Annotated in this window: 19 protein-coding genes; 3 read left to right on the top strand and 16 right to left on the bottom strand. The window is 32.3% G+C overall.

The genetic code is table 11. The features are described from left to right. Positions 1-3: 3 nt before the first annotated feature. The 3 genes from IV73_RS05165 to IV73_RS05155 are packed head-to-tail and all read right to left on the bottom strand — an operon-like array spanning position 4 to position 3177. Positions 4-630: a hypothetical protein gene (locus IV73_RS05165; protein WP_057755842.1), complete on the bottom strand. Its 627-nt coding sequence runs from the start codon at positions 628-630 to the stop codon at positions 4-6. A gap of 17 nt (positions 631-647) precedes the next feature. Then, the gene (locus IV73_RS05160) at positions 648-2924 is read right to left on the bottom strand and encodes a toprim domain-containing protein (protein ID WP_057755840.1); all 2277 of its coding nucleotides are present in this window, start codon (positions 2922-2924) and stop codon (positions 648-650) included. After that, positions 2911-3177 carry a hypothetical protein gene (locus IV73_RS05155; protein ID WP_057755838.1) on the bottom strand — a complete coding sequence of 89 codons (267 nt, stop codon included), beginning with the start codon at positions 3175-3177 and terminating at the stop codon, positions 2911-2913. The genes IV73_RS05160 and IV73_RS05155 overlap by 14 nt, the downstream gene beginning before the upstream one ends. Before the next feature lie 445 nt (positions 3178-3622). Here IV73_RS05155 and IV73_RS05150 point away from each other — a divergent pair, with 445 nt between their 5' ends. Together IV73_RS05150 and IV73_RS05140 are read left to right on the top strand one after the other, a co-directional pair. Further along, on the top strand, positions 3623-3958 hold the full coding sequence (locus IV73_RS05150) for a hypothetical protein (protein WP_057755835.1): 336 nt from the start codon (positions 3623-3625) through the stop codon (positions 3956-3958). Between the two features lie 198 nt (positions 3959-4156). Further along, a complete protein-coding gene (locus IV73_RS05140; RefSeq protein WP_057755833.1) occupies positions 4157-4582 on the top strand; it encodes a hypothetical protein in 426 nt (141 codons plus the stop codon). A 1848-nt stretch (positions 4583-6430) separates the two neighbouring features. Here IV73_RS05140 and IV73_RS05130 read toward each other — a convergent pair. Further along, positions 6431-6805 carry a hypothetical protein gene (locus IV73_RS05130; protein WP_057755831.1) on the bottom strand — a complete coding sequence of 125 codons (375 nt, stop codon included), beginning with the start codon at positions 6803-6805 and terminating at the stop codon, positions 6431-6433. After that, positions 6798-8126, bottom strand: coding sequence for a Y-family DNA polymerase (locus IV73_RS05125; RefSeq protein ID WP_057755830.1), 1329 nt, complete (start codon positions 8124-8126; stop codon positions 6798-6800). The genes IV73_RS05130 and IV73_RS05125 overlap by 8 nt, the downstream gene beginning before the upstream one ends. A 293-nt stretch (positions 8127-8419) precedes the next feature. Between IV73_RS05125 and IV73_RS05120 the strand changes: the two genes are divergently transcribed. Beyond that, positions 8420-9238: a hypothetical protein gene (locus tag IV73_RS05120; protein WP_057755828.1), complete on the top strand. Its 819-nt coding sequence runs from the start codon at positions 8420-8422 to the stop codon at positions 9236-9238. Positions 9239-9372: 134 nt separating this feature from the next. Here the strand turns inward: IV73_RS05120 and IV73_RS05115 are convergent, their stop codons facing one another. The 11 genes from IV73_RS05115 to IV73_RS05070 form a co-directional block, all read right to left on the bottom strand. Continuing rightward, on the bottom strand, positions 9373-11568 hold the full coding sequence (locus IV73_RS05115; protein ID WP_057755827.1) for a type IA DNA topoisomerase: 2196 nt from the start codon (positions 11566-11568) through the stop codon (positions 9373-9375). Between the two features lie 104 nt (positions 11569-11672). After that, complete coding sequence (mobP2, locus tag IV73_RS05110; RefSeq protein ID WP_057755826.1) at positions 11673-13142, bottom strand: MobP2 family relaxase; 1470 nt, start codon at positions 13140-13142, stop codon at positions 11673-11675. Further along, positions 13135-13458: a hypothetical protein gene (locus IV73_RS05105; protein ID WP_057755814.1), complete on the bottom strand. Its 324-nt coding sequence runs from the start codon at positions 13456-13458 to the stop codon at positions 13135-13137. Before IV73_RS05105 ends, mobP2 begins: the two co-directional genes overlap by 8 nt. Before the next feature lie 12 nt (positions 13459-13470). Then, the gene (locus tag IV73_RS05100) at positions 13471-14130 is read right to left on the bottom strand and encodes a hypothetical protein (protein WP_057755791.1); all 660 of its coding nucleotides are present in this window, start codon (positions 14128-14130) and stop codon (positions 13471-13473) included. Between the two features lie 22 nt (positions 14131-14152). Continuing rightward, positions 14153-14467 (bottom strand): ribbon-helix-helix protein, CopG family, encoded by a 315-nt coding sequence (locus IV73_RS05095; RefSeq protein ID WP_157049550.1) that lies wholly within the window; start codon positions 14465-14467, stop codon positions 14153-14155. A 189-nt stretch (positions 14468-14656) separates the two neighbouring features. Further along, positions 14657-15637 carry a hypothetical protein gene (locus tag IV73_RS05090; protein ID WP_157049549.1) on the bottom strand — a complete coding sequence of 327 codons (981 nt, stop codon included), beginning with the start codon at positions 15635-15637 and terminating at the stop codon, positions 14657-14659. Then, positions 15637-16080: a single-stranded DNA-binding protein gene (locus tag IV73_RS05085; RefSeq protein ID WP_057755758.1), complete on the bottom strand. Its 444-nt coding sequence runs from the start codon at positions 16078-16080 to the stop codon at positions 15637-15639. The genes IV73_RS05090 and IV73_RS05085 overlap by 1 nt, the downstream gene beginning before the upstream one ends. Positions 16081-16106: 26 nt before the next feature. Next, positions 16107-16421, bottom strand: coding sequence for a hypothetical protein (locus IV73_RS05080; protein ID WP_057755745.1), 315 nt, complete (start codon positions 16419-16421; stop codon positions 16107-16109). A gap of 11 nt (positions 16422-16432) precedes the next feature. Then, entirely contained in the window at positions 16433-16672 is a 240-nt protein-coding gene (locus IV73_RS05075) for a hypothetical protein (protein ID WP_157049548.1), read from the bottom strand. Between the two features lie 785 nt (positions 16673-17457). Continuing rightward, complete coding sequence (locus IV73_RS06540) at positions 17458-17688, bottom strand: helix-turn-helix domain-containing protein (protein ID WP_083485559.1); 231 nt, start codon at positions 17686-17688, stop codon at positions 17458-17460. Next, positions 17664-19016, bottom strand: coding sequence for a helicase-related protein (locus tag IV73_RS05070; protein WP_236697737.1), 1353 nt, complete (start codon positions 19014-19016; stop codon positions 17664-17666). The genes IV73_RS06540 and IV73_RS05070 overlap by 25 nt, the downstream gene beginning before the upstream one ends. Between the last annotated feature and the right edge of the window lie 169 nt (positions 19017-19185).

Below are 19185 nucleotides of genomic sequence, written 5' to 3'. Positions count from 1 at the left end.
CAACTACATTGGGAAATCTTCGTCATATTCATCTTTAAACGCATCTAAGACTGATGTATCTGATTTTACTGTACCAACTTGAGTAGGCAATGTAATTTCTCGGCTGGGCTCATTCTCTTTTTCAGGTGTCTCTTCAATAGTATTTATTTCAGTTCTTCCAAGATACATTTCAGCCCCTTGCTTTACGGAATTATCAATCGATTCCTTAACTCTATTTTCTTCATCTTGACGTAAACGATTTAAGTCATTCATTAATTCATTATCATTTTTAATGGCGTCTAATCTTTGTTGACGCATTTTACCTGCTTTTATTAAATCCATATTCTTATCTCCCAATTCATCATTTAATTCAAGTGCTTCATATTCTGAGACATCATCTGAAAATACATAATCTTGTGTTCTTAAAACCACACTCAATAATTCATACCCAGTCCGACTATCCTTTTTTTGATTCATAGTTATTTCGTATTCATCATTTAAAATAGGGTCTCCTGCAGGAAAAAACTCTAAGTAACTTTGTGCATCAATTACAAAAATATAATTTTTATGGTCACTACTTGTGACAAATTGCATGCTATATAAGCCCTTCTTTTGTACAGTTACAGTGAAATATCCAACCTGATTTTCCATTCCTAATATCTCTCCCCCTATCGTCTTACGGTAGCACTACGTGAAGAATTTGATTCATCCATTAGAACCTGATTATTTTGGCGTTCTATACTCTGTTTTGTGTTAGAAAGTTGTTTAATCACTGGCTTTTCATCCATATAATTAGACAACTTTTCATCTAAATTTCTAGTCACTACCTTACTAGCCTGTGTAACTTGAGCCAAAACCTTTCCTTTTGAATCATTCACATTTCCCATGACATCACTCCAATTCTTCAAATCGTCTTCAATAGGTACATCTGGTTCGATCCCAATATGTTTTAACACAATATAACTAGCCATTTTTGACTGCATTGTTTTCAAACTTTCTGCTGAATTAGTTTGAGTGGCTTGATTTTCGATATTAGCTGCATATTTATTGGTAATTTGTAAATTTTGTTCCACTTCATTTCCACGAACAGTGTTATGTAATGAAGCCTGTCCTAATTCTGTTGCTAGCGCTGAAACTTTATCATATGGTGATAATCCTTCACGAATAAAAATAGTTTGATCTAATGGATCATTTTTCTTTGTTGCAAAAACTCCATTTACTTTTGAATCTCTTTGTTTAAACATCGATGCATTATTTTCAACATTTAACTTGATTCCCATTTGATTTGCTTGATTGGCCAAAATATCGTAAGCAGCATTTGCTTGACTTTCTGTTAAATCAGATAATTTAGGACTAGTTTTCCTGTTATTCAATAACCGTGAGATATGTTTTGAATCTGCTGTCGTCTGCTTTACATCAAAAACAGAAACGATTGGATAATATTTAAATTCTGAAACTTTTAACTTACCTTCGGAAGCAAGCCTTAGCTGATTTGTTGATGCATCGCTCTGTTTAACACGACTCCCATCTTCCATGACTAAGAATGACGCTTTTTGCGGTGCTCCTAAAATTCTTGAGCCTTTCTCACCTTTCTGAATATAGAAGCCCATATCTTTAAATTCTCTGTTACCCTTCATCATTTCAGCGTTGGGATATTGACTAAACATTAGTAATGAGTTCCGAGTTGAAAATTCTGAATTATTGGCAACGAAATCTAAATATTTTTTAACTTGCTTTGGATCTTTTTGAATTGTTTTAACATTATTCATCGCGTCTTTAATAATTTGTTCATTAACTTTGCGAGTCGCCAAGGCGCGTTCTTTTCTACTTTGATATGTTTTTGGCCGACTTACAGATTTAATAACTTGATTGTCGTCCTTTAACACACCATCAGGTACTTCAACATTTTCCGCCTTCTTTAAATCATTTAATGACTTTGCATGCTGAACACTTTCATCCATAGTCATCTTCTTAATGCCTGTTACATTAGCTTTTAATTGATCATTCCAATCCTTACCCATAACTGGAATTTCACGACTAGCAAATTCAAAATCAAAATGATTAGCTAAGTTGAATCCTGCTAGATCATTATCTGTGGCTAAAACTAATGCATCGGGTACTTTCCCGTTATTATCAGTCATACGTTGTAGTTGAAAACCAACCTTTGAATAGTCTCCACCAGAGGTGGCAAATATAGTTGAATTATCATTAACCAAATCTTTTAAATTTTGCTGAATATAACTAAGCGCATCAATTGGTGATTCAAATACAATTAACTTATCTGCTCCCGTTCCAAAGCTAAGGTTGAATCCGTACTCTGTATTACTACCTCTTGAAATCTTCTTTTCCGTTCCTCGTTTAGAAAATTTTTCAAAATTAATAGTTGTTCCTTGCCGGTCAGCTCCGACAACCTTGCCATTCTCATCCTTCCAAGGGAAATATATGGGGGCATTTAGTATTGCCCCGCTATTTCGATCTTTAAATTTATAACCTGAATAGATGGTCCCGCTTTTAAACAATCGATCAACAAATCCCTCTGACAAATTACGCTCATTAACTAGGTAGGTCTTTGCAGCTTCGAAATTATCCGATTTTTTTATTTTTTCCCAATTAAATTTATATTTATCAGGAGCTACGGCGTATCTCTTTTTTATATCAAAATCTAATCCTGATGAATATTTTGCATATTCCAACCACCGTGCTAATGCTTCAGATTTTGTAACGCCTTCATACTCTTCAATAAAGTTTCCCAGGTCACCATTTCTAGTTTTTCGTGAATTCCATGAGTATGTATTCTTCTTTAAATTGAATACAAGACTATCATGTTCAACGGATCGATGATAATTTTTTGTTTCTTCAATGTGATCGATACCTTTATAATCTAAATATCCTATAATGGGCAGCTCTTTTAATTTTTCCCACTCTTCCTTACTAAGCCTTGCCATCAGCATTCACCTCAGAGTTATATTCATTGGATTGAATTGGTTGGATATTAGTGATTACTTTAAACGCCGCTTCATAATCACTCGTCCCCAATTGTTTTAATAACTCTTCACCTAATGCCTCGTTTAATTCCTGGGTAACTTTAGCCACCTCTTGTTTACTTTGATTAAAAGCTTCTCTTGCTTTCTGTTGTTGTGCATCAACCTGTAGCTTCTTCTTCAATTGCTTCTGCATTGATTTATTTAAATTTGACATTATTTAAAACCACCTTTGTTATTTTGTTACCTCGTAGGTATGGCAACAAAATAACAAATAAAAAAAGGCGAACCTAAAAGTCCGCCTTTTTTTTTCGATTTTTTGATGATTAACCACTTTCAATACATATTGCAATTTATAATATTTTAAAAATCATATTTAAATATTCTTACACCAAACTATTATTCCCCCAGTCCCCCATTCATGGGGGGTCAAATGATCTCAACGCTAACGCTCAACTACTTAATACACGTATTTGCCCATTCAATAATAGCAGGATAAGAACCCTTAAGAACTAAAGTTCTAAATGGTTCTAGTCCCCATAACAAGTGTATATGAACGGCCCATGGCCGCACTTGTTATGTATCCCGATCCTGCAATGTATTTCTTGTCAAAACGAAATATATATTAAGTAGCTTAGCTACTTAGCTTTAGGAGGCAAAATATGGCATGGTACTCGGAAAACGATAATTTACTTTCCATTCATATAATGTTGGAACAAAATATCACAGATAATTCAGAATTAATTTCATGGCGTAATTATAAATTCAAATCGTCTGAACGGATTTATTTACAAGCATATCTTAACGGAGATACTTATTTATTCTCATTACGACGTAGTACTTCATTATTTGATAATCCGATTTATTCAGTAGATATTACTTATTTAGTACAACAAAATAAACGTTCATCAGCAGTCGTTATACGTAGAAAGATTATTAATCTCATTAATGATTGGTGGTTAAGTTCAAACACGGAGAATAAAGAAAATGTCATATAATTTATCATTATTTTACTGGAATAACGATAATTCAGAAGGTTCCAGTGAATTCAATATTAGTAAACAACTATTTGAGCAATCAAATTTTAATGAGATTAACTTAAGCAAACAAGAATTGCGTATATTGATTAATAATTTAAAGTACGCATTAAATACAGAACAAAACGTCACATTAAGGCTTTCTGAAAGGAACAAATAATGACTAGAACATATTTTGATGATTTTACTAAACTACCACTCTCAAAAATGGTACAATCCATTTCCGATATGACATTTTTGTATAAGGACACCAAGGTACCAAAAGAACACTATAAAAAGTTACTTTCAAAAGATTATGTGGAAATGGTTGAAGCGAATGTTAGCGTAAAATTGGTTGAAACAATTTACAACATTGTCAGCGGTTTAAATAACGAATCACCCAGACTTTTTTATCAAGCTCTACTACTCCTTGATAAGGGAATTAAGCCAGGCTCAATGACAGCGGAACAGTTTCAAGCTTTGACCGTAACTACTGACCAACATGAACAAAATAAAAAGTCCCATATACTTGATAAAGAAGCACATGAAACTTTTGATAATGTTCTTAAAAATGGTATGACCTACTTCGCTGGTGATAACGACTAATTAATCAGAAATTTCAGCGTACTTCATTGTACGCTACTCTATATACCCCAGTCCCCGCAAGCGGGGTTCAAAACCAAACGTAAACCCAACATTCACTTAAACTGATAGCCTTATGTGCCTTTCAATTAATTCATATCACAGACAATCCTAATGAATATAATTCATAAGGATGTCTATAAAATAAATCAAGGATAAATATACGGCTCCACCGTCCTTGATTTATTTATGGTGATATGACTTGTCTTGTTCGTCACAACGTCTAATATCAGTTTCAGTAAATGAAGCTTTAGAAAGCCAGAGTGACAAGTTTGTAGAAAGGAGTTACCCATGTTATGGGCAGGAATAAAAAAAAGCCCACTTGGACTAATATTAGAGATAATATTAGTTTTGCAATGGACGTTGTGCTATTCATAGTAGCAGTTCTTGCATTAATCAAGTAGGTTTATACCCAACAGGGGTTATTAATAACCCCTGTTTCTGTATCTAAATTATAACACAAATTAAAGGAGCAATTCCATGATTAAAAAATACAAAAATGAAATCCATATCGTTGTTACCTTGTTCGTCACTTTAGTTTTATTATCAAAAATGTAAATACAAGAGAGAGAATAAACACTCTCTTTTTACTGCAAGCCCCAGTCCCCGCAAGCGGGGGTCAACAAGGCTCACTCCGCTCACCTAATTAATACCTTATTATTTCTTTTTCCCTTTAAACTTTAACATTTTAAGAATAATTAAGAACGAAGTTCAAAATTATTCTCAATTAATAAACAAGGATGAATACACGGCAAAGCCGCCCTTGTTTATTAATTTCTAAAATGTTTTTGTTTAGTCGTCAAAACGAAATTAACAATAAGTTATTAATTAAATAAGCTTCAGGATGTAAAAAGCACTTTGGTTAAAAGAACACAAATAAGATATTTTATCAGGCCTAAATATTCTCGTTTAGAATATGTGACCTTGGTGAAATTTGAGAATGGAATCGCCATTAAACTCAGTAAAGAACCCCAATTGTTTTCAACGTATATCAAATTACTTGATGCAATGTTTTGGGATTATTTACTGTCTGAACAAATGGACTAAAGGGAAATGTCATGGTAACGATGAAAATTGAAACACCACAATCAAGCTTTTGTATCATCGCAAAACTAGAATCAACGCATATCACCATAACATTTAATGCCGATAATTATGAAAGTGTGCAGTATAGTTGGCTATCCGTTGATAACGATTCTGCTCAAGAATTATACTTCTATGTCCTTCGGAAATTAATTAGATCATTTAACGAAAGGATGCCTGAATCAGTCGTTTTAAGTCGAATTGAATCTCTTAAATTATCTACTTTATATAATTGGATAGAATCATAGTCCTCAAAGGAGACAGCTACCATGCTTGAAATATTATTATTTATATTATGTGCCTCAATAATAGGAACTATCTTCGGTGCATTCTGGGGCCTTATAGTGATTGTTTTCAGAATAATTGCAAGTTTTTGGTATGTAATTTTACCAATAATAATAATCTCATTCCTTTGGTATATTCTCACTCCAGCCGCGCGCACTATGTTAATTATTATTTTAGCTTTAATCATATTCATAAAATTAAAAGTTAAAAAAGGGTGATTTTAAATTTCCTGATTCACTTCAACAGTCTTTAAAAGAAATTTTGTTGATGCATTAATACAACATACAATCTCTACATTTTTAAATCCAAAAAACTTTAACCACACAATACTATCAATTGTTAATAGCTATGTGCGTTTTTGATAGATATACTGACTACTGTAAATTTTGAAAAATAAAAAGGGCCGCTTTTAAAAGCAGCCCTTTATCTTTTAACTTATGTAATTTATTTTAACTGTACCCAGTTAATATCTGTCATATCGAATTTGGCGTCACCAATATAAACATTATTCTCATCATATCCTTTAACCATTCCGGACACGATAGCTGGGGCTAATCCGTTTAGAATTGCGTTTTCCTGAATATTAACTGCTTTATAATTAACATATGCAGTAAATAAAACACTTGATATTGCCTCCAATGTCATTTTAGGCATTAATCTTTGATGCATCTTTTCTCTTCTCTGATTAGTATATTCAGATACATTTTCTGTATGATCGGATAAATAATACCCTTGCCACTTAACCATGCCGCGTTCTTTATATTCCTTTTCAAAAAAGGTCTTTGCCCGCTCTCTTTGAGATTCTTCCATTTTAACCATATGAATTTCCCCCGTTATGACCACCAATCAGCCCAGCACGATTAATCATAGTTCCACCTTCCCCTAAAGAAGATAGTTTAACTATCGATGTCACTCCATATTTATTTCTAATTTTATCAACCGTTTCATCAAGTTTACGGTCTTTTACTTGTCTAATTTGATCACTTAAAAGATCTAATTGTTCTTGTCCTTCATTCTTTAATTTACCTACTGAAACACCTAAATTTCTCACAGTTTGCCCACGATAATGAGTATCGAAAATATAATGTAATGCTTTTACAATAGCTCCAGAGTTGTTTGTCGAATCAATAGACATCTGTGCATGAAAACCATTATTTCCATCCTCATCTACGCTAGAATAGGCAAAGCCTACGTATAAAGAAACAACACCAGATTGTTTTCCCTTGGATCTTAATCGGGAGGCAACCTGTTCGCCAATTTCTCTAATAACGTTTTTGATTTCTCTTACATCCGAATAATCTCTTGGCAGCACCTGACTGTTAGATATATTACTCGATTTTACATGATACTTTTGTGAAACAACACTGCGATCCACACCCCAGGATAAAGCAAACAATTCTTCACCCCGGACACCAAATTTATTCTTTAAAAAGGTAGGATCTGTATTAGCTAATTGACCCATTGAATATATCCCAAAATTCTTAAGCTTAGCTGAAGTCTTTCTACCAATACTCCAAACATCATCAAAATCATCAATTGGCCATAGCTTTTCTGGAATCGTTTCAAAATGCCATTCTCCAATCAAACTTTTTGCATGTTTTGCCTCAATATCTAGAGCCATCTTGGCCATTGCATTACTTTCTCCGATACCAACAGTTAAATATATCCCTAACTCTCGTTTAACATGTAGTTGAATAATGCGGGCAAGTTTTACCATAGTTAAGTCTTTACCAAATTTATATTTCAAATAATCCCAATTAGGGGTTACATCTAATATAGATTCATCAATCGAATAAAGATGAAGATCTTCTTCAGAAACATACTGTCTAAATATATCATTAATTTTCTTATTTATCGCAATATAGTGATTCATTCTTGGCTCTACAATAATAAGCCTGGGATCATTTGGTACATCACGTCTTCTCGTAACATTACTAATACCTAATAGTTTCTTAGCCATTGGTGAAGCCGCTAAAACTAAACCACCATTAGTGTTCTCTTGTTGACTCATGACTATCAAAATCGACCTGAGAGGATTCAATCCTAGCTCAACACTTTCAACACTAGCATAAAAGCTTTTAGAATCGATTAACATTATTTTTTTGCGCGGTTCATTCTTTGTTACTTCATCCAAAAGCATTATATCTTTTTCCTTTTAATTAGGTTTAACTTAACTAATTATACGATAAAAATTAATTAAATGTAAATTAAAACCTCCCATTTTATATATTAGGAGGTTTAATTTCTAAAAATACTTTAATTTCCCATCTTTTACAGCATCAATTGTATATTTATATCCTGACCTTAATATTTCATCTCTAAATGTCCAATTATTTTTTTAATAAATTGTTACTTTAAGATGATATAAAAATAGATGCACTAGCACTATTCATGATATATTTATTTTAAAATGGTATAAAAAGGAAATTATTTATGGAAAATACTTCGATTGAATTAATTAAACATTTATTATCACGACTACACAAAGCAAAATTTCCAACATTAAATTTCATTTTTCTAGCATGCATTACATCACTAATTTTAAAAATAAATTTTTTTCATATAACAATTTCGTCAATGTATTTCATGAAAAATATTAAGTATGTATTTCTTCAATTAATTTTATTTTATAAAAATTTTGATTTGATTTTTTGGTTATTATATATTTCGTTATTATGTACTTATTTAGTTGAAAAAGATTATATTTTCAGCGATAGATACTACTCAAATGGAACAAACACAACAATGAGTTTAGGGAATTTAGGGAAAAAAACATTTTATTTTATTATTAGTTTTAGTTTCCCAATATTTCAAATGATATTTATTATTAACATGTTTATAAATAATCATGAATTACAAAACATAATCTATGAAGTACCACAAAAAACGAATAATCCCATATTAATTTTTTTATTATTTAATACTCTACTCGCTATATTTTTGTTTTTTTCATATTTATTATCATCTACTATTGTATTAGATAAAAATAAAATAATTAAACTTAATGATGTTGGCTCAAAAGATAATCATTTTGTTCATGATATTATAATTGATAAATATTTAACATCTGATAGTGAAGATACCAATAATAGATTTCAATATACTATATATAAACAAAATCAACTAAATAACCCTGAATTCACATTAATCAAAGAAATTCAAAACAAGTCCAAAAATGAGTATACTGTCATTAATAAAACTTATAATTTTGATGAAATAATATATCAATTCAATTCAATAAAACAGAAATAATATAAAATATAACTAATCAATTAAGATAAACAAAACTCCAATATAAGTAATATTAATTACTTATATTGGAGTTTTGTTTATAAAAGTATCTGGCTAAAAGTTTCTAATTTTTGTTTATTAAACAATCATTTTTTCTATTTATCAAAATCAAAAATCAACTTATTGTTTAACATTCTTAATTTTGCACTAAATGTCTTACCTGATTTACTTTTAAATCCCTTAATAACTCTAGTACCACCTTTAGTTACTAAATCCTTAATAGCACCTTTGGGTATGGTTTTACCAGACCACTTTGCTGGTAGAGAAAACTTACAAGGATTCTCTGAATTATAATTACTACATCCATAAAATTTACCTCGATCAATAATATGTCCCTTCTTACAGACAGGACATACACCCATATCAAGCTTTTCCTTTTCTTCAGCAACCATTTCTTTCTGGCTATTTATTTGTGTGGCCAGATTCTGGTCTGATGAAATTTGGCCTGGAACTTCTTCAATTAGTTTCAAAACAAATTTTTCAATTTGCTCTAAGAATGCTTGCTGGGTTCTGTTATTTTGACCAATATCATGCAATGCCATTTCCCACTGTGCTGTTAATTCAGGTGAAGTTAATAACGGTTGTAACTCCACTGCTTTACATAAAGTGGTTCCTGATGTTGAGACAATTAAGTTATTATTCTTTAATCCTATATACTTCTTGTCCTTCAAGCGTTCAATAATACTTGCTCGTGTGGCTTCAGTCCCGATTCCCTCAGTTTCCTTCAAGACTTCTTTCTGGTCCTCTGAAAGCTCTCTACCTGCATTTTTCATAGCAGTAATCAATGTACCTTCAGTATATGCTGCTGGAGCCGTTGTGACTCTGTCCTCGTCTACCAAATCAACATACACCTCTTGGCCAACTTCTACATTTGGCAAGAATTCTTCACTATCTAACTGTCCTTTTTTATTGTTTGACTTAAATAATGATTGCCATCCTGGGTTAGTTATAACTCGACCTGTTGCTTTAAACGTTGCTAAACCTGATTCAATCATAATAATTTGTTCATTATAGTGTAAATCATTTAAAAACATCGCAATTGTTGTTTTAAGTACCATTTCATATATTGATTTTTCCAGCGGCATTAATTTTTCAAATTGGGCGACTGTTGGAATCGTTTTCGTTGGAATAATGGCATGATGTTCTTGAACCTTTTTGCCATCAACATAACGTTTTCTAGGTTCTCTATGTGTCACTTCACTGGTAACATGCGCAAAGGCGCAATACTCATTAATTTTTTCGACTAAGTAACTAAATTCCTCATTAGTAATATATTGTGAATCTGTTCGAGGATATGTTAGAAACTTCTTTTCATACAATGACTGTACAGCATCCAAAGTGTTTTGTGCTGATGCCTTAAATGATTTATTAGCTTTAGCTTGTAGAGTTGATAGTGAGAACAGTTTAGGACTCGGATTTTTCTTCTGATCCTTAATAACATCCTTAATAACACCTAGATTTGAATTACTATCTGCATTATGATGGTCATTCACAAGCATCAGTTTGTTTTCGGATAAAAATGAATTTAATTGTTCTCGATTATCAAATTTTTTCAATGGATCTAACTTAGCATTGAATACACTTGATCCAGTGTTTACATGTACTACTAACTCACTATAGGGTGCGGGCTTAAAATGTTCTATTTCCATTTGCCGTTTATAAATCATATACAACGTTGGTGTTTGTACACGTCCAATTGAAAATACACCCTTAATACCCTGTTTACCAAGCGAAATTGAATACAATGGACTTGCATTCATTCCGACCAACCAATCGCTAAACTCTCTCGTTTGTGCTTCTATATATGAAGAATAATGTTGTTCTGCGTCATGCAAATTGTTAAATCCGTTTTGAATAGCTGAGACTTCTAATGAATTAATCCATAATCGCTTTATGATTTTATCTCGCACATCAATGCCAGATTGATTAATGATAGACCAGGCAATATTTTCACCTTCTCGATCTGCATCGGTCGCAATAATAATTTGATCAGCCTCAGATAATAACTTTTTAACAATATTAAATTGAGTTTTCTTACCTTTTCCAATCTTAAATTTAAATGGGCTAGGAATAATCGGTAGATTATTTATATCCCATTTTTTGTATTTTTCGTCATACTGTTCAGGCAAAAAAAGTTCAACTAGATGACCAAATCCATACGTTATTTTGGTCTCACCATTAAAATATTCATTAGAAACTTCGATATAGCCTTCTTGCTTATTACTATTATTAAATGCCTTTGAATATGACGTAGCCTGACTAGGTTTTTCAGCTAATATAACTATTTTCATTTATCCAATCCTCTCAATATTACTCTGAATTCTATGATGTGTATGTCCTCTCCATTCAATTGTCTCTTCAGTCATCTCATATTTGCTCATATAATTTTTCATTTTTAGCGACTATATCCATTTGACTCCTGTTCAAGTTCAAATTCTTCACGTTCTTTGGCTCTCAACATTTTTCTAGTTGATGAGGCATCTTCATATGCCTCCCTAGTTAATGATCGGGCATTCTTTTTAATACCATTAGATAATTCATCTAACGATACAGCTTTTGCTTTTGGTACGAATTTTTGATTATCTATTTTCTTATCATGACCTTTTTGAATATCTGGAATATTCCTATGCTCATGTTTCTTAATATTAGGAAACGGTTCAAATGTACTAGTAGATTCCCCTAGATTTTTATCTTCAATAGAAATCTTTTCATCCTTAACTTGCTGATTAAATTCCCGATAAATTGAATTGGCTAATTGCTTTTTCAATTTAGAAACTCTTTGTGTTGAATACAAATTTTTATATAAAGTTTTCCCATTATCTTTTAATAGGAATTCATCAACTCTATGTGCCTCATTCATAAATTTATTGAATTCATTTTTTAAATCTGTCTCAAATAACTTATCAATATATTCATTCATCACCTTATGTGCATTAAACATTTTTGTATTAGGTTTTAGATTGTTTAAATCAGCATTACCAACCATCCACTTACCGGCCATGTCCTTGGGTAACGCCTCCCAAATCTCCTGTAAGCTCGCAGAATTTTTGAAATTACGACTATTAATATCATTAAAGTTCAACTTAATATCAGATTGAACCTCTGCCACGGCCTGATAAATATCTGCTCTGCGTTCTTGCTCCGCACTGGAAGTTAATCGACTAATAAATTTTCGTTTCGTATCATTAATAGCACTTAATTTCATTTTTCCTTTTGGTGATCCAGAACTATGAATCATTTCATTTCTAGTTTCCTTTGATTTTTTCGCAAACCATATATGCATATTTAAATGATCAGTATCCTGGTGAATCACCCCAAACCAAACGACATCATTTTTATTCTCACCTAAGGGTAATGGAAAACCTTTTTCGAATAGATTTCGAACTACAGATTGTTCTGCTTGTTTTAACGCCCTTTGATCAATCGTTCCATGCTTTGGATCATATAATCCATTTTCTACCAACCAATCACCACGAATAGAAAAGGCAGCCTCAATCAAATTATTTCCATTATCTTGTGCTAAATCTAAATCTGATTTTAATTTTTCAATTTCATCATCTTTTAAATTTAATGACTCACCATTAAAGATAGGATGTTCTTCATCAGTCGCACTGGCTCGTGAGGCATACCCCAAATTTTTTCCTGAAAGCTCCGCACTCTTTTCAATTTCTTCCCATCCACCACGAATCATATCATTAGATTCAGTAACTTTAGAATTCTTCTCAGCATAAATATTTATTAAGTCGCTGTACCTGTGTCCATCACTTGCCGCAGTATCTGCTGTTACAAATGCAGTAGGAAGAATAACAGAACCTGCTTTTGATTCACCTAATTTAAACTTTGCGAATCCACCAGTTTTAGCCATTTAACTCCTCCATCTCCTCATGTAATGCGTCCATTAATTCTGGAATGGTTTCATAATCTTGATGTGCCATTTTCATCCGATCTCTTAATCTATCTTTAGGAATTTTAAAAATATCAATAACCTGTTTATTAGTTAGTTGAAACTTTTCTTTGAAGGTTAATATAGCTTGGATCTGCCAATATTCTTCACTCATCAATCTTCGTTCTTTTAAAGATCCTCTTTTTAAAACTTGTTCGTCATTAATCTCTTCATTATTCCAATCTGCATTATTTAAATCATCAATAAAACGTTGAATTAATTTATTTGATTTGCTCATATTGATCACCAACTATCGTTTAAATCCCAATTGATTATTTTTACTTGTAGTATTTTGTTTATCAAAATTTCGTTTCTCAATAAATTCTTTTAATGAATTAGAAAATGAATTTTCTGATAAATCATTCTCTTGGTTATTTCTCAATAAATCACTAATACCATTTGGAAAATCACTGGACATATCAGCGACTACATGACTCAATGATGCACTGTATGTTGTCACATCCTTAATCTCTTTTAACTGTTGTAAAATATTTTTTTCAAATTCACTCTCTTCGCTAATTTTCGAGATATTATTTTTCAAAGTACTCAAAGATAAATTTTGATTTTTAGAATTCAAAATAATATTATCTACGAAAAAATGCATCGTAAATTTATAAATTTCCGCACGACTAATTCTTGCAGCATTGATTGCATCTGGATGATCCGTAATCCAATCTAGCATTAACGCAAAATACCATTTTTCTAAATCAGACATTTTCAAACTAATTTGTTTTGGAATATCTTCAATTGAAACTTCATTTAACAATTTTTGAATAGACTGTAATTCTAAAATTACTTTCTCAGGAATTTTTTCATCGGGAAATTTTTCGTATTGCTTAATTAAAATATTTCTTCGCTTCTTTAGTCTTGATGTTGTTTGTTGACGAATAAAATTTAAATCTTGATCCATTATCTATTCCTCCCCCTTTAAACTATTTATTTCTAGTTTTTGCGATTTTAAATTCTTCTAAAATTTCATTTGATAACTCCATACTTTCTTGGAGTGCTTTCGATATATTAGTAGCAGAATTATTTGTAGCTTCAATTAAACGATTTTGATTTAATATCAAAGCATCTATTTGGGTATGAATAGTCTCAGCCGCCTTATTTTCTGAAATTCTTTCAGCATAATTTTCGAGCACTTCTTTTATTAATGTATTTCTAGAAATGCCCAAGTCAATCGCTCTTTTTTCAATCAATTGAAGCATCTCTACATTCAAATTTCGTAAATGTATTTCTCTAGTCAAAACTCCATTACCTCATTTAAGTGCTTTTTGTGAACAGGTTAAGGGGAAAATGGTCCCACTGAAGTGTGACGACCTGCTGTGCAGGCATTTTCTGTGGGACACCCTTTTAACTTTGAGTACCTATTGAGTACCCTAAAAGTACCCATTGAGTACCCAGCGGGTACCTAAGTAGTACCCACCAGTAAGTCATCAATATTTGATTATTTCATGTAAATTCAACTTCCCCTTTTTCAAATTAATTAATTGTTTCCCTAGCGCATGTCTCTTTAACTTTTGATCTTGAATATCATTTAATAAAGTTGCCTTTTTATTTGAACTTTCACTCAAAACGTCTTGTTTAGTTGTTATTTGAGTATCAATATTTTCAACATCTGATCCTTCAGTCGAAATCTTTTTTTGATTTTTTAAAGCCTGAATATCCGCACTAACTTGTTTATCACTTTTCTTCAAATCCTTAATAGCTTGCTGATTGTGTTTAATTAATTTATCAATTTCATCCTGTTTAACATTATTTTCTGAGATAGCTAATGTTTTCTGATCAATCGAACTATTAATATTTTCTGTTTTTGGAGTATCCCGATTAATGACAAATTTTGCTTGCACTACTTCTGCTTTTTGATCATTTGAATATCCATTAGAAACTGCCATAATTTTGGATGAATCAATTTGCTTATCATTAAAAATTATCTGAAAATCTTGATACTTGTTTTTCACATTTCTAAGTTTAATTACCCCAGTGTTATTTGATGTTGGAATAAATTCAGCTTTAGTAGGTGGATTAGATTGCAACCAATGATCACCCTTAAAGTCAACTTTGACATTGTCCCAATTAATGACATCTGTTGATGTTTCTGACCCATTTGAGAAATCAAAAAATAATAATGTAGTATTAGTTTTATTATCCGCAATCGCCTTGGTTAGCATTACATTTTTACCCAATGAACCAAACGGTTGAGTTTGATTGAACTTAGCACCAGGCATATTACTTGGCCTTGCTGATAGCTGTGAAGAAATAACCATGGACACTAAAATTACAATAAAAAATATAAATATTGTAAATAAACTTGCTCTACGATTATCATAAAAATCATATTTTTTGTTTCTTAGCCACTGTCTAAATCTATCAATCTTTTTATTACTAATTGGTTCAATATCTGTTATATATCTCATTAATAATCTTCCCCCACAACATCATATTCATCTTCATTCAGCATAGGATATTCTTCATCCATTGTTGTGACAGGTATTGATTTATCTGAAATTACTCCATTAGAATCAGTAGAATTATTCGATACTTTACGTCCCAGGAATTCAAGCTCTTTGACTAAATTCTGCGTTGTATAAACTTTTTTCCCTTCTTTATTAATATAATTTGAAGAACGCATTTCAAACTTAATTCCTAATTTAGTACCAGGTTTATTTGCATACTCAACTAGATTTTTTGCAATATTTTCATAGGCCACTAGGTGAATGAAGTCTGTCTTCTTTTGTCCCTTTGAATACCGTCCAACTGCAATATCAAAGTAAACCATCGTTGTATTTTTATGGGAGCCACGGTTCTCCATTAACTTTACTGACCGAACCAAATTTCCATTTGCCATCATCATTTGCATTATATTTTCCTCCAAATTTTTAATTATTAAGCGATACAAAATTTAATTTCTGGTTGATACCAAGAATTAATCAAATCACTTATCGATACGTTTACTTGATGTGCATCCATATAATTATCAGCTAAATTTTCGTTTCTAAAACTTGTATTTCCTCTAATACGCTTGATCATGTATAAATCATTTTCTACTTTGATTAATTTGTTCTTATCAAGTGGTTTATCCAATCTAAATTTCAATATCTGAATAGTATTTTCAATTCCAAACTTTCCTACTTTTATTACCTCAACCAGTCGATAATAGACTGGATATTCCCACAAATTTAATTGAATTCCTTCCATCATTTAGTCCTCCTTTAGATAAATGGCTTAGGCACTGCAATTTTGTAAAAAGGCAATCTTCGACTTTTAATTTTCATCAATATCTTGTTAAATTCCTTTTTATTTGTCTTAAACATCCTGTACCCACCCACATTTTTCATTTCATTATTTTCAATTGCATCCAATAATTTTTGATGCAAAAGCGGTTCATTTTCTGCATACATAATAATATTTCGTCTATTAATATCGGTCACAAAGTAAACAACATTTTGCATCTTATTCCTCTCACTCCTAAATTTTTTTAATTTATTAACTCCTTTTATCATTTAATATCCCAAATTGTATGATAAATATCAGCACAACAAAACCAACGTTTTAACACTATCCCCATATAAATATATATAGCTGTACTTAAACATCAGGTTTTATAACCGCCAGGTTGGTTGGGGGGAGTTTGCCCTAAAGCGAGCAAACCAACAAAACACTAATCTCGATCAGGATGATCTATCAAAATCACTGTTTTGTTGTCCAATTAAAAAATTGGCACACATTTAAGTCCAGCACTGCCCGAACACTTTGAGAAATTTCATTTCGAGTTAATGGTCGAATTATGATCTAAGCACCGTTACATTTTTCTCTTAGCCGTGTGACGCCGTTTTCAGCACGTTCCACCCTGACCGTCTAGCGCTTTGCATGGCCGTCATCGCCAGTGGTTAACTTCTCCCCACAATTACCTCAGATGTTCGCTACTACACCCTCAAATACCTTTTATCGATTAGGGCGATATGAACCCCCTTAGTTTTTGCCATACATTCCACAAGTCCTCTTCAAGTGGTGCTTTGGTCATATTTATGAATAATTCCTCTTCACAAACATTCAAAGCATGATATAATATTGTCATAACATTATTTAAGTTTCCGAAAAGACGCACTTAAATAAACGTTTCAAATCAATATTTTTAAACGTTTGTGTTAAAGATATTCAATTTTTTCTTTATAAAAGATCAGTAGGATTAGAAGAGACTCGCCAAAGTTGTTTTTCTAATCAATCTATTGATCTTTTATTTTTGCTTATTACGGTCATATTCTGACATTTCCAAAATGTCACTCATTGGTACCATCAATACATCTGATAATTTCTTAGCATTCTTTAAATCAGGTGTTCTTAAACGTGACTCATAATTTGATATTGCACTTTTTGAAATCCCTGTCATAGTCTCTACATCTGACAAACTTAATCGATGTGTTAGACGCCAATTCTTTAATGCTAGCGATAGCGACTTATATTCCATTTATTTTCCTCCCCCTCTCTCGTTGCTTCCACGAAGATGGACATGCTAAACAAAAAAATAGTGCTAATAGGAGAAATTTTAATCCTCTTATTAACACTATTTATATTAGTGAGTTTCACCGTATATTCTTGTCCTAAAGCAAGCGCCAACCCATCCGGTGTCTTTTTACGTCGTCCTACTCGACCCGCAATTTGGATTAAATTAGCTTTGGTATATATGGATTCATCAGCTCCTAAAATAAAAACATCTAACGCCCCAAACGTAACACCTCTTTCTAATATGGTCGTCGTTACTAAACCTTTTAACTCATCATTACGAAAACGTTGTATTTGTAGATTACGATCAGCAGATTGAGACGATAGACCCGCAAAATCACCCACATCTAACAATTGTGAACTAATTACAGCTACATCTTGAATCGTCGGCACAAAAATTAACCACTGGCGTCCTCGTTGAACCACTTCACGTAATAGTTCTAAAAACCATCCTGGTAAATTTTTACGCCAATCATTAATCCGCCGAAATTTTAACATTGGTAACTGATGACCGTGATAACGCACGGCTAAAAAACTCTGCTCAATTTTACCAACCGTTACTAACCACCGTAAATTCACGGGCGGTGTAGCTGAAAGATAATGCGTGATACCCTCTTGTTTAAGACTTCCTTGCAAAACATTCTTTAGTGCGCGGTTGCCCGCATATGGAAAAGCATCAACTTCATCAATAATAATTAAATCAAAATTTTGATGGAAATTCATAAGCTGATGTATCGTGCAAATTACTAATGGTCGCGCTATATAATCGGTATGTCCACCATACAAACTAGTGATCAATTCTGGGAAAATAGGGGCTAAACGCTGACTTAATTCCACTACAACGTCCCTTCTTGGTGCTACCAATGCAATATTTTGACCATTTTCTAACGCTACTTTTAATAACGGTAACAAGGTTTCAGTCTTACCAGCTCCAGTCACCGCATACATTAAGTGCGCGCGTTTTTGTCGCCATGCTCTGATCTGTTGTTGGGCAACTTTTGCTTGCTTTTCAGTAAGCGCGCCCGCCCAATTAAATTCAATGACACATTGTTCTGGTGGTGTTATTTTTTGCACATAAATAAAATGCCCATCACTTTTAACAGTCGGCCCCATCGTTGTACACCGCCAACAATATATGATTAATCGCTGTTGTTGTAAAATCGAATATTGCTCATCAATCTTCGCATCACATCGCTGACAGACTCCTTGTATAATGGCTGGTGAAACCCGATATTGATATTCAATCAGTGGCATTAAACTTAAACATAATGATCCTAATTTTTCTGCATTCACATAAGTTTTACGTCCTACCATAAGCTTAATATTTTTTATCTGCATACTTAATAAGAACCCATTTAAACTAAAAAGAATTATCTAATTATTCTTGGCAACAAAAAAGGCTCACCATTGCTGATGAGCCTTTACTTTGCATCGCGACTTCCTATCCTCGCAGGAAGCGATC

Origin of the sequence: Weissella kandleri (assembly GCF_001438705.1) — a bacterium.
GTDB lineage: Bacteria > Bacillota > Bacilli > Lactobacillales > Lactobacillaceae > Weissella > Weissella kandleri.
This window is presented reverse-complemented; position numbering and strand designations above follow the sequence as displayed.

Bases quoted from the DNA above. Each gene is read 5' to 3' on its own strand.
- IV73_RS05155 (WP_057755838.1), bottom strand. From the start codon at position 3,177: ATGTCAAATTTAAATAAATCAATGCAGAAGCAATTGAAGAAGAAGCTA.
- IV73_RS05105 (WP_057755814.1), bottom strand. From the start codon at position 13,458: ATGAGCAAATCAAATAAATTAATTCAACGTTTTATTGATGATTTAAAT.
- IV73_RS05125 (WP_057755830.1), bottom strand. From the start codon at position 8,126: ATGCTTTTGGATGAAGTAACAAAGAATGAACCGCGCAAAAAAATAATG.
- IV73_RS05165 (WP_057755842.1), bottom strand. From the start codon at position 630: ATGGAAAATCAGGTTGGATATTTCACTGTAACTGTACAAAAGAAGGGC.
- IV73_RS05140 (WP_057755833.1), top strand. From the start codon at position 4,157: ATGACTAGAACATATTTTGATGATTTTACTAAACTACCACTCTCAAAA.
- IV73_RS05085 (WP_057755758.1), bottom strand. From the start codon at position 16,080: ATGCAAATGATGATGGCAAATGGAAATTTGGTTCGGTCAGTAAAGTTA.
- IV73_RS05130 (WP_057755831.1), bottom strand. From the start codon at position 6,805: ATGGTTAAAATGGAAGAATCTCAAAGAGAGCGGGCAAAGACCTTTTTT.
- IV73_RS05100 (WP_057755791.1), bottom strand. From the start codon at position 14,130: ATGGATCAAGATTTAAATTTTATTCGTCAACAAACAACATCAAGACTA.
- IV73_RS05120 (WP_057755828.1), top strand. From the start codon at position 8,420: ATGGAAAATACTTCGATTGAATTAATTAAACATTTATTATCACGACTA.
- IV73_RS06540 (WP_083485559.1), bottom strand. From the start codon at position 17,688: ATGGAATATAAGTCGCTATCGCTAGCATTAAAGAATTGGCGTCTAACA.
- mobP2 (WP_057755826.1), bottom strand. From the start codon at position 13,142: ATGGCTAAAACTGGTGGATTCGCAAAGTTTAAATTAGGTGAATCAAAA.
- IV73_RS05090 (WP_157049549.1), bottom strand. From the start codon at position 15,637: ATGAGATATATAACAGATATTGAACCAATTAGTAATAAAAAGATTGAT.
- IV73_RS05075 (WP_157049548.1), bottom strand. From the start codon at position 16,672: ATGCAAAATGTTGTTTACTTTGTGACCGATATTAATAGACGAAATATT.
- IV73_RS05115 (WP_057755827.1), bottom strand. From the start codon at position 11,568: ATGAAAATAGTTATATTAGCTGAAAAACCTAGTCAGGCTACGTCATAT.
- IV73_RS05160 (WP_057755840.1), bottom strand. From the start codon at position 2,924: ATGGCAAGGCTTAGTAAGGAAGAGTGGGAAAAATTAAAAGAGCTGCCC.
- IV73_RS05150 (WP_057755835.1), top strand. From the start codon at position 3,623: ATGGCATGGTACTCGGAAAACGATAATTTACTTTCCATTCATATAATG.
- IV73_RS05080 (WP_057755745.1), bottom strand. From the start codon at position 16,421: ATGATGGAAGGAATTCAATTAAATTTGTGGGAATATCCAGTCTATTAT.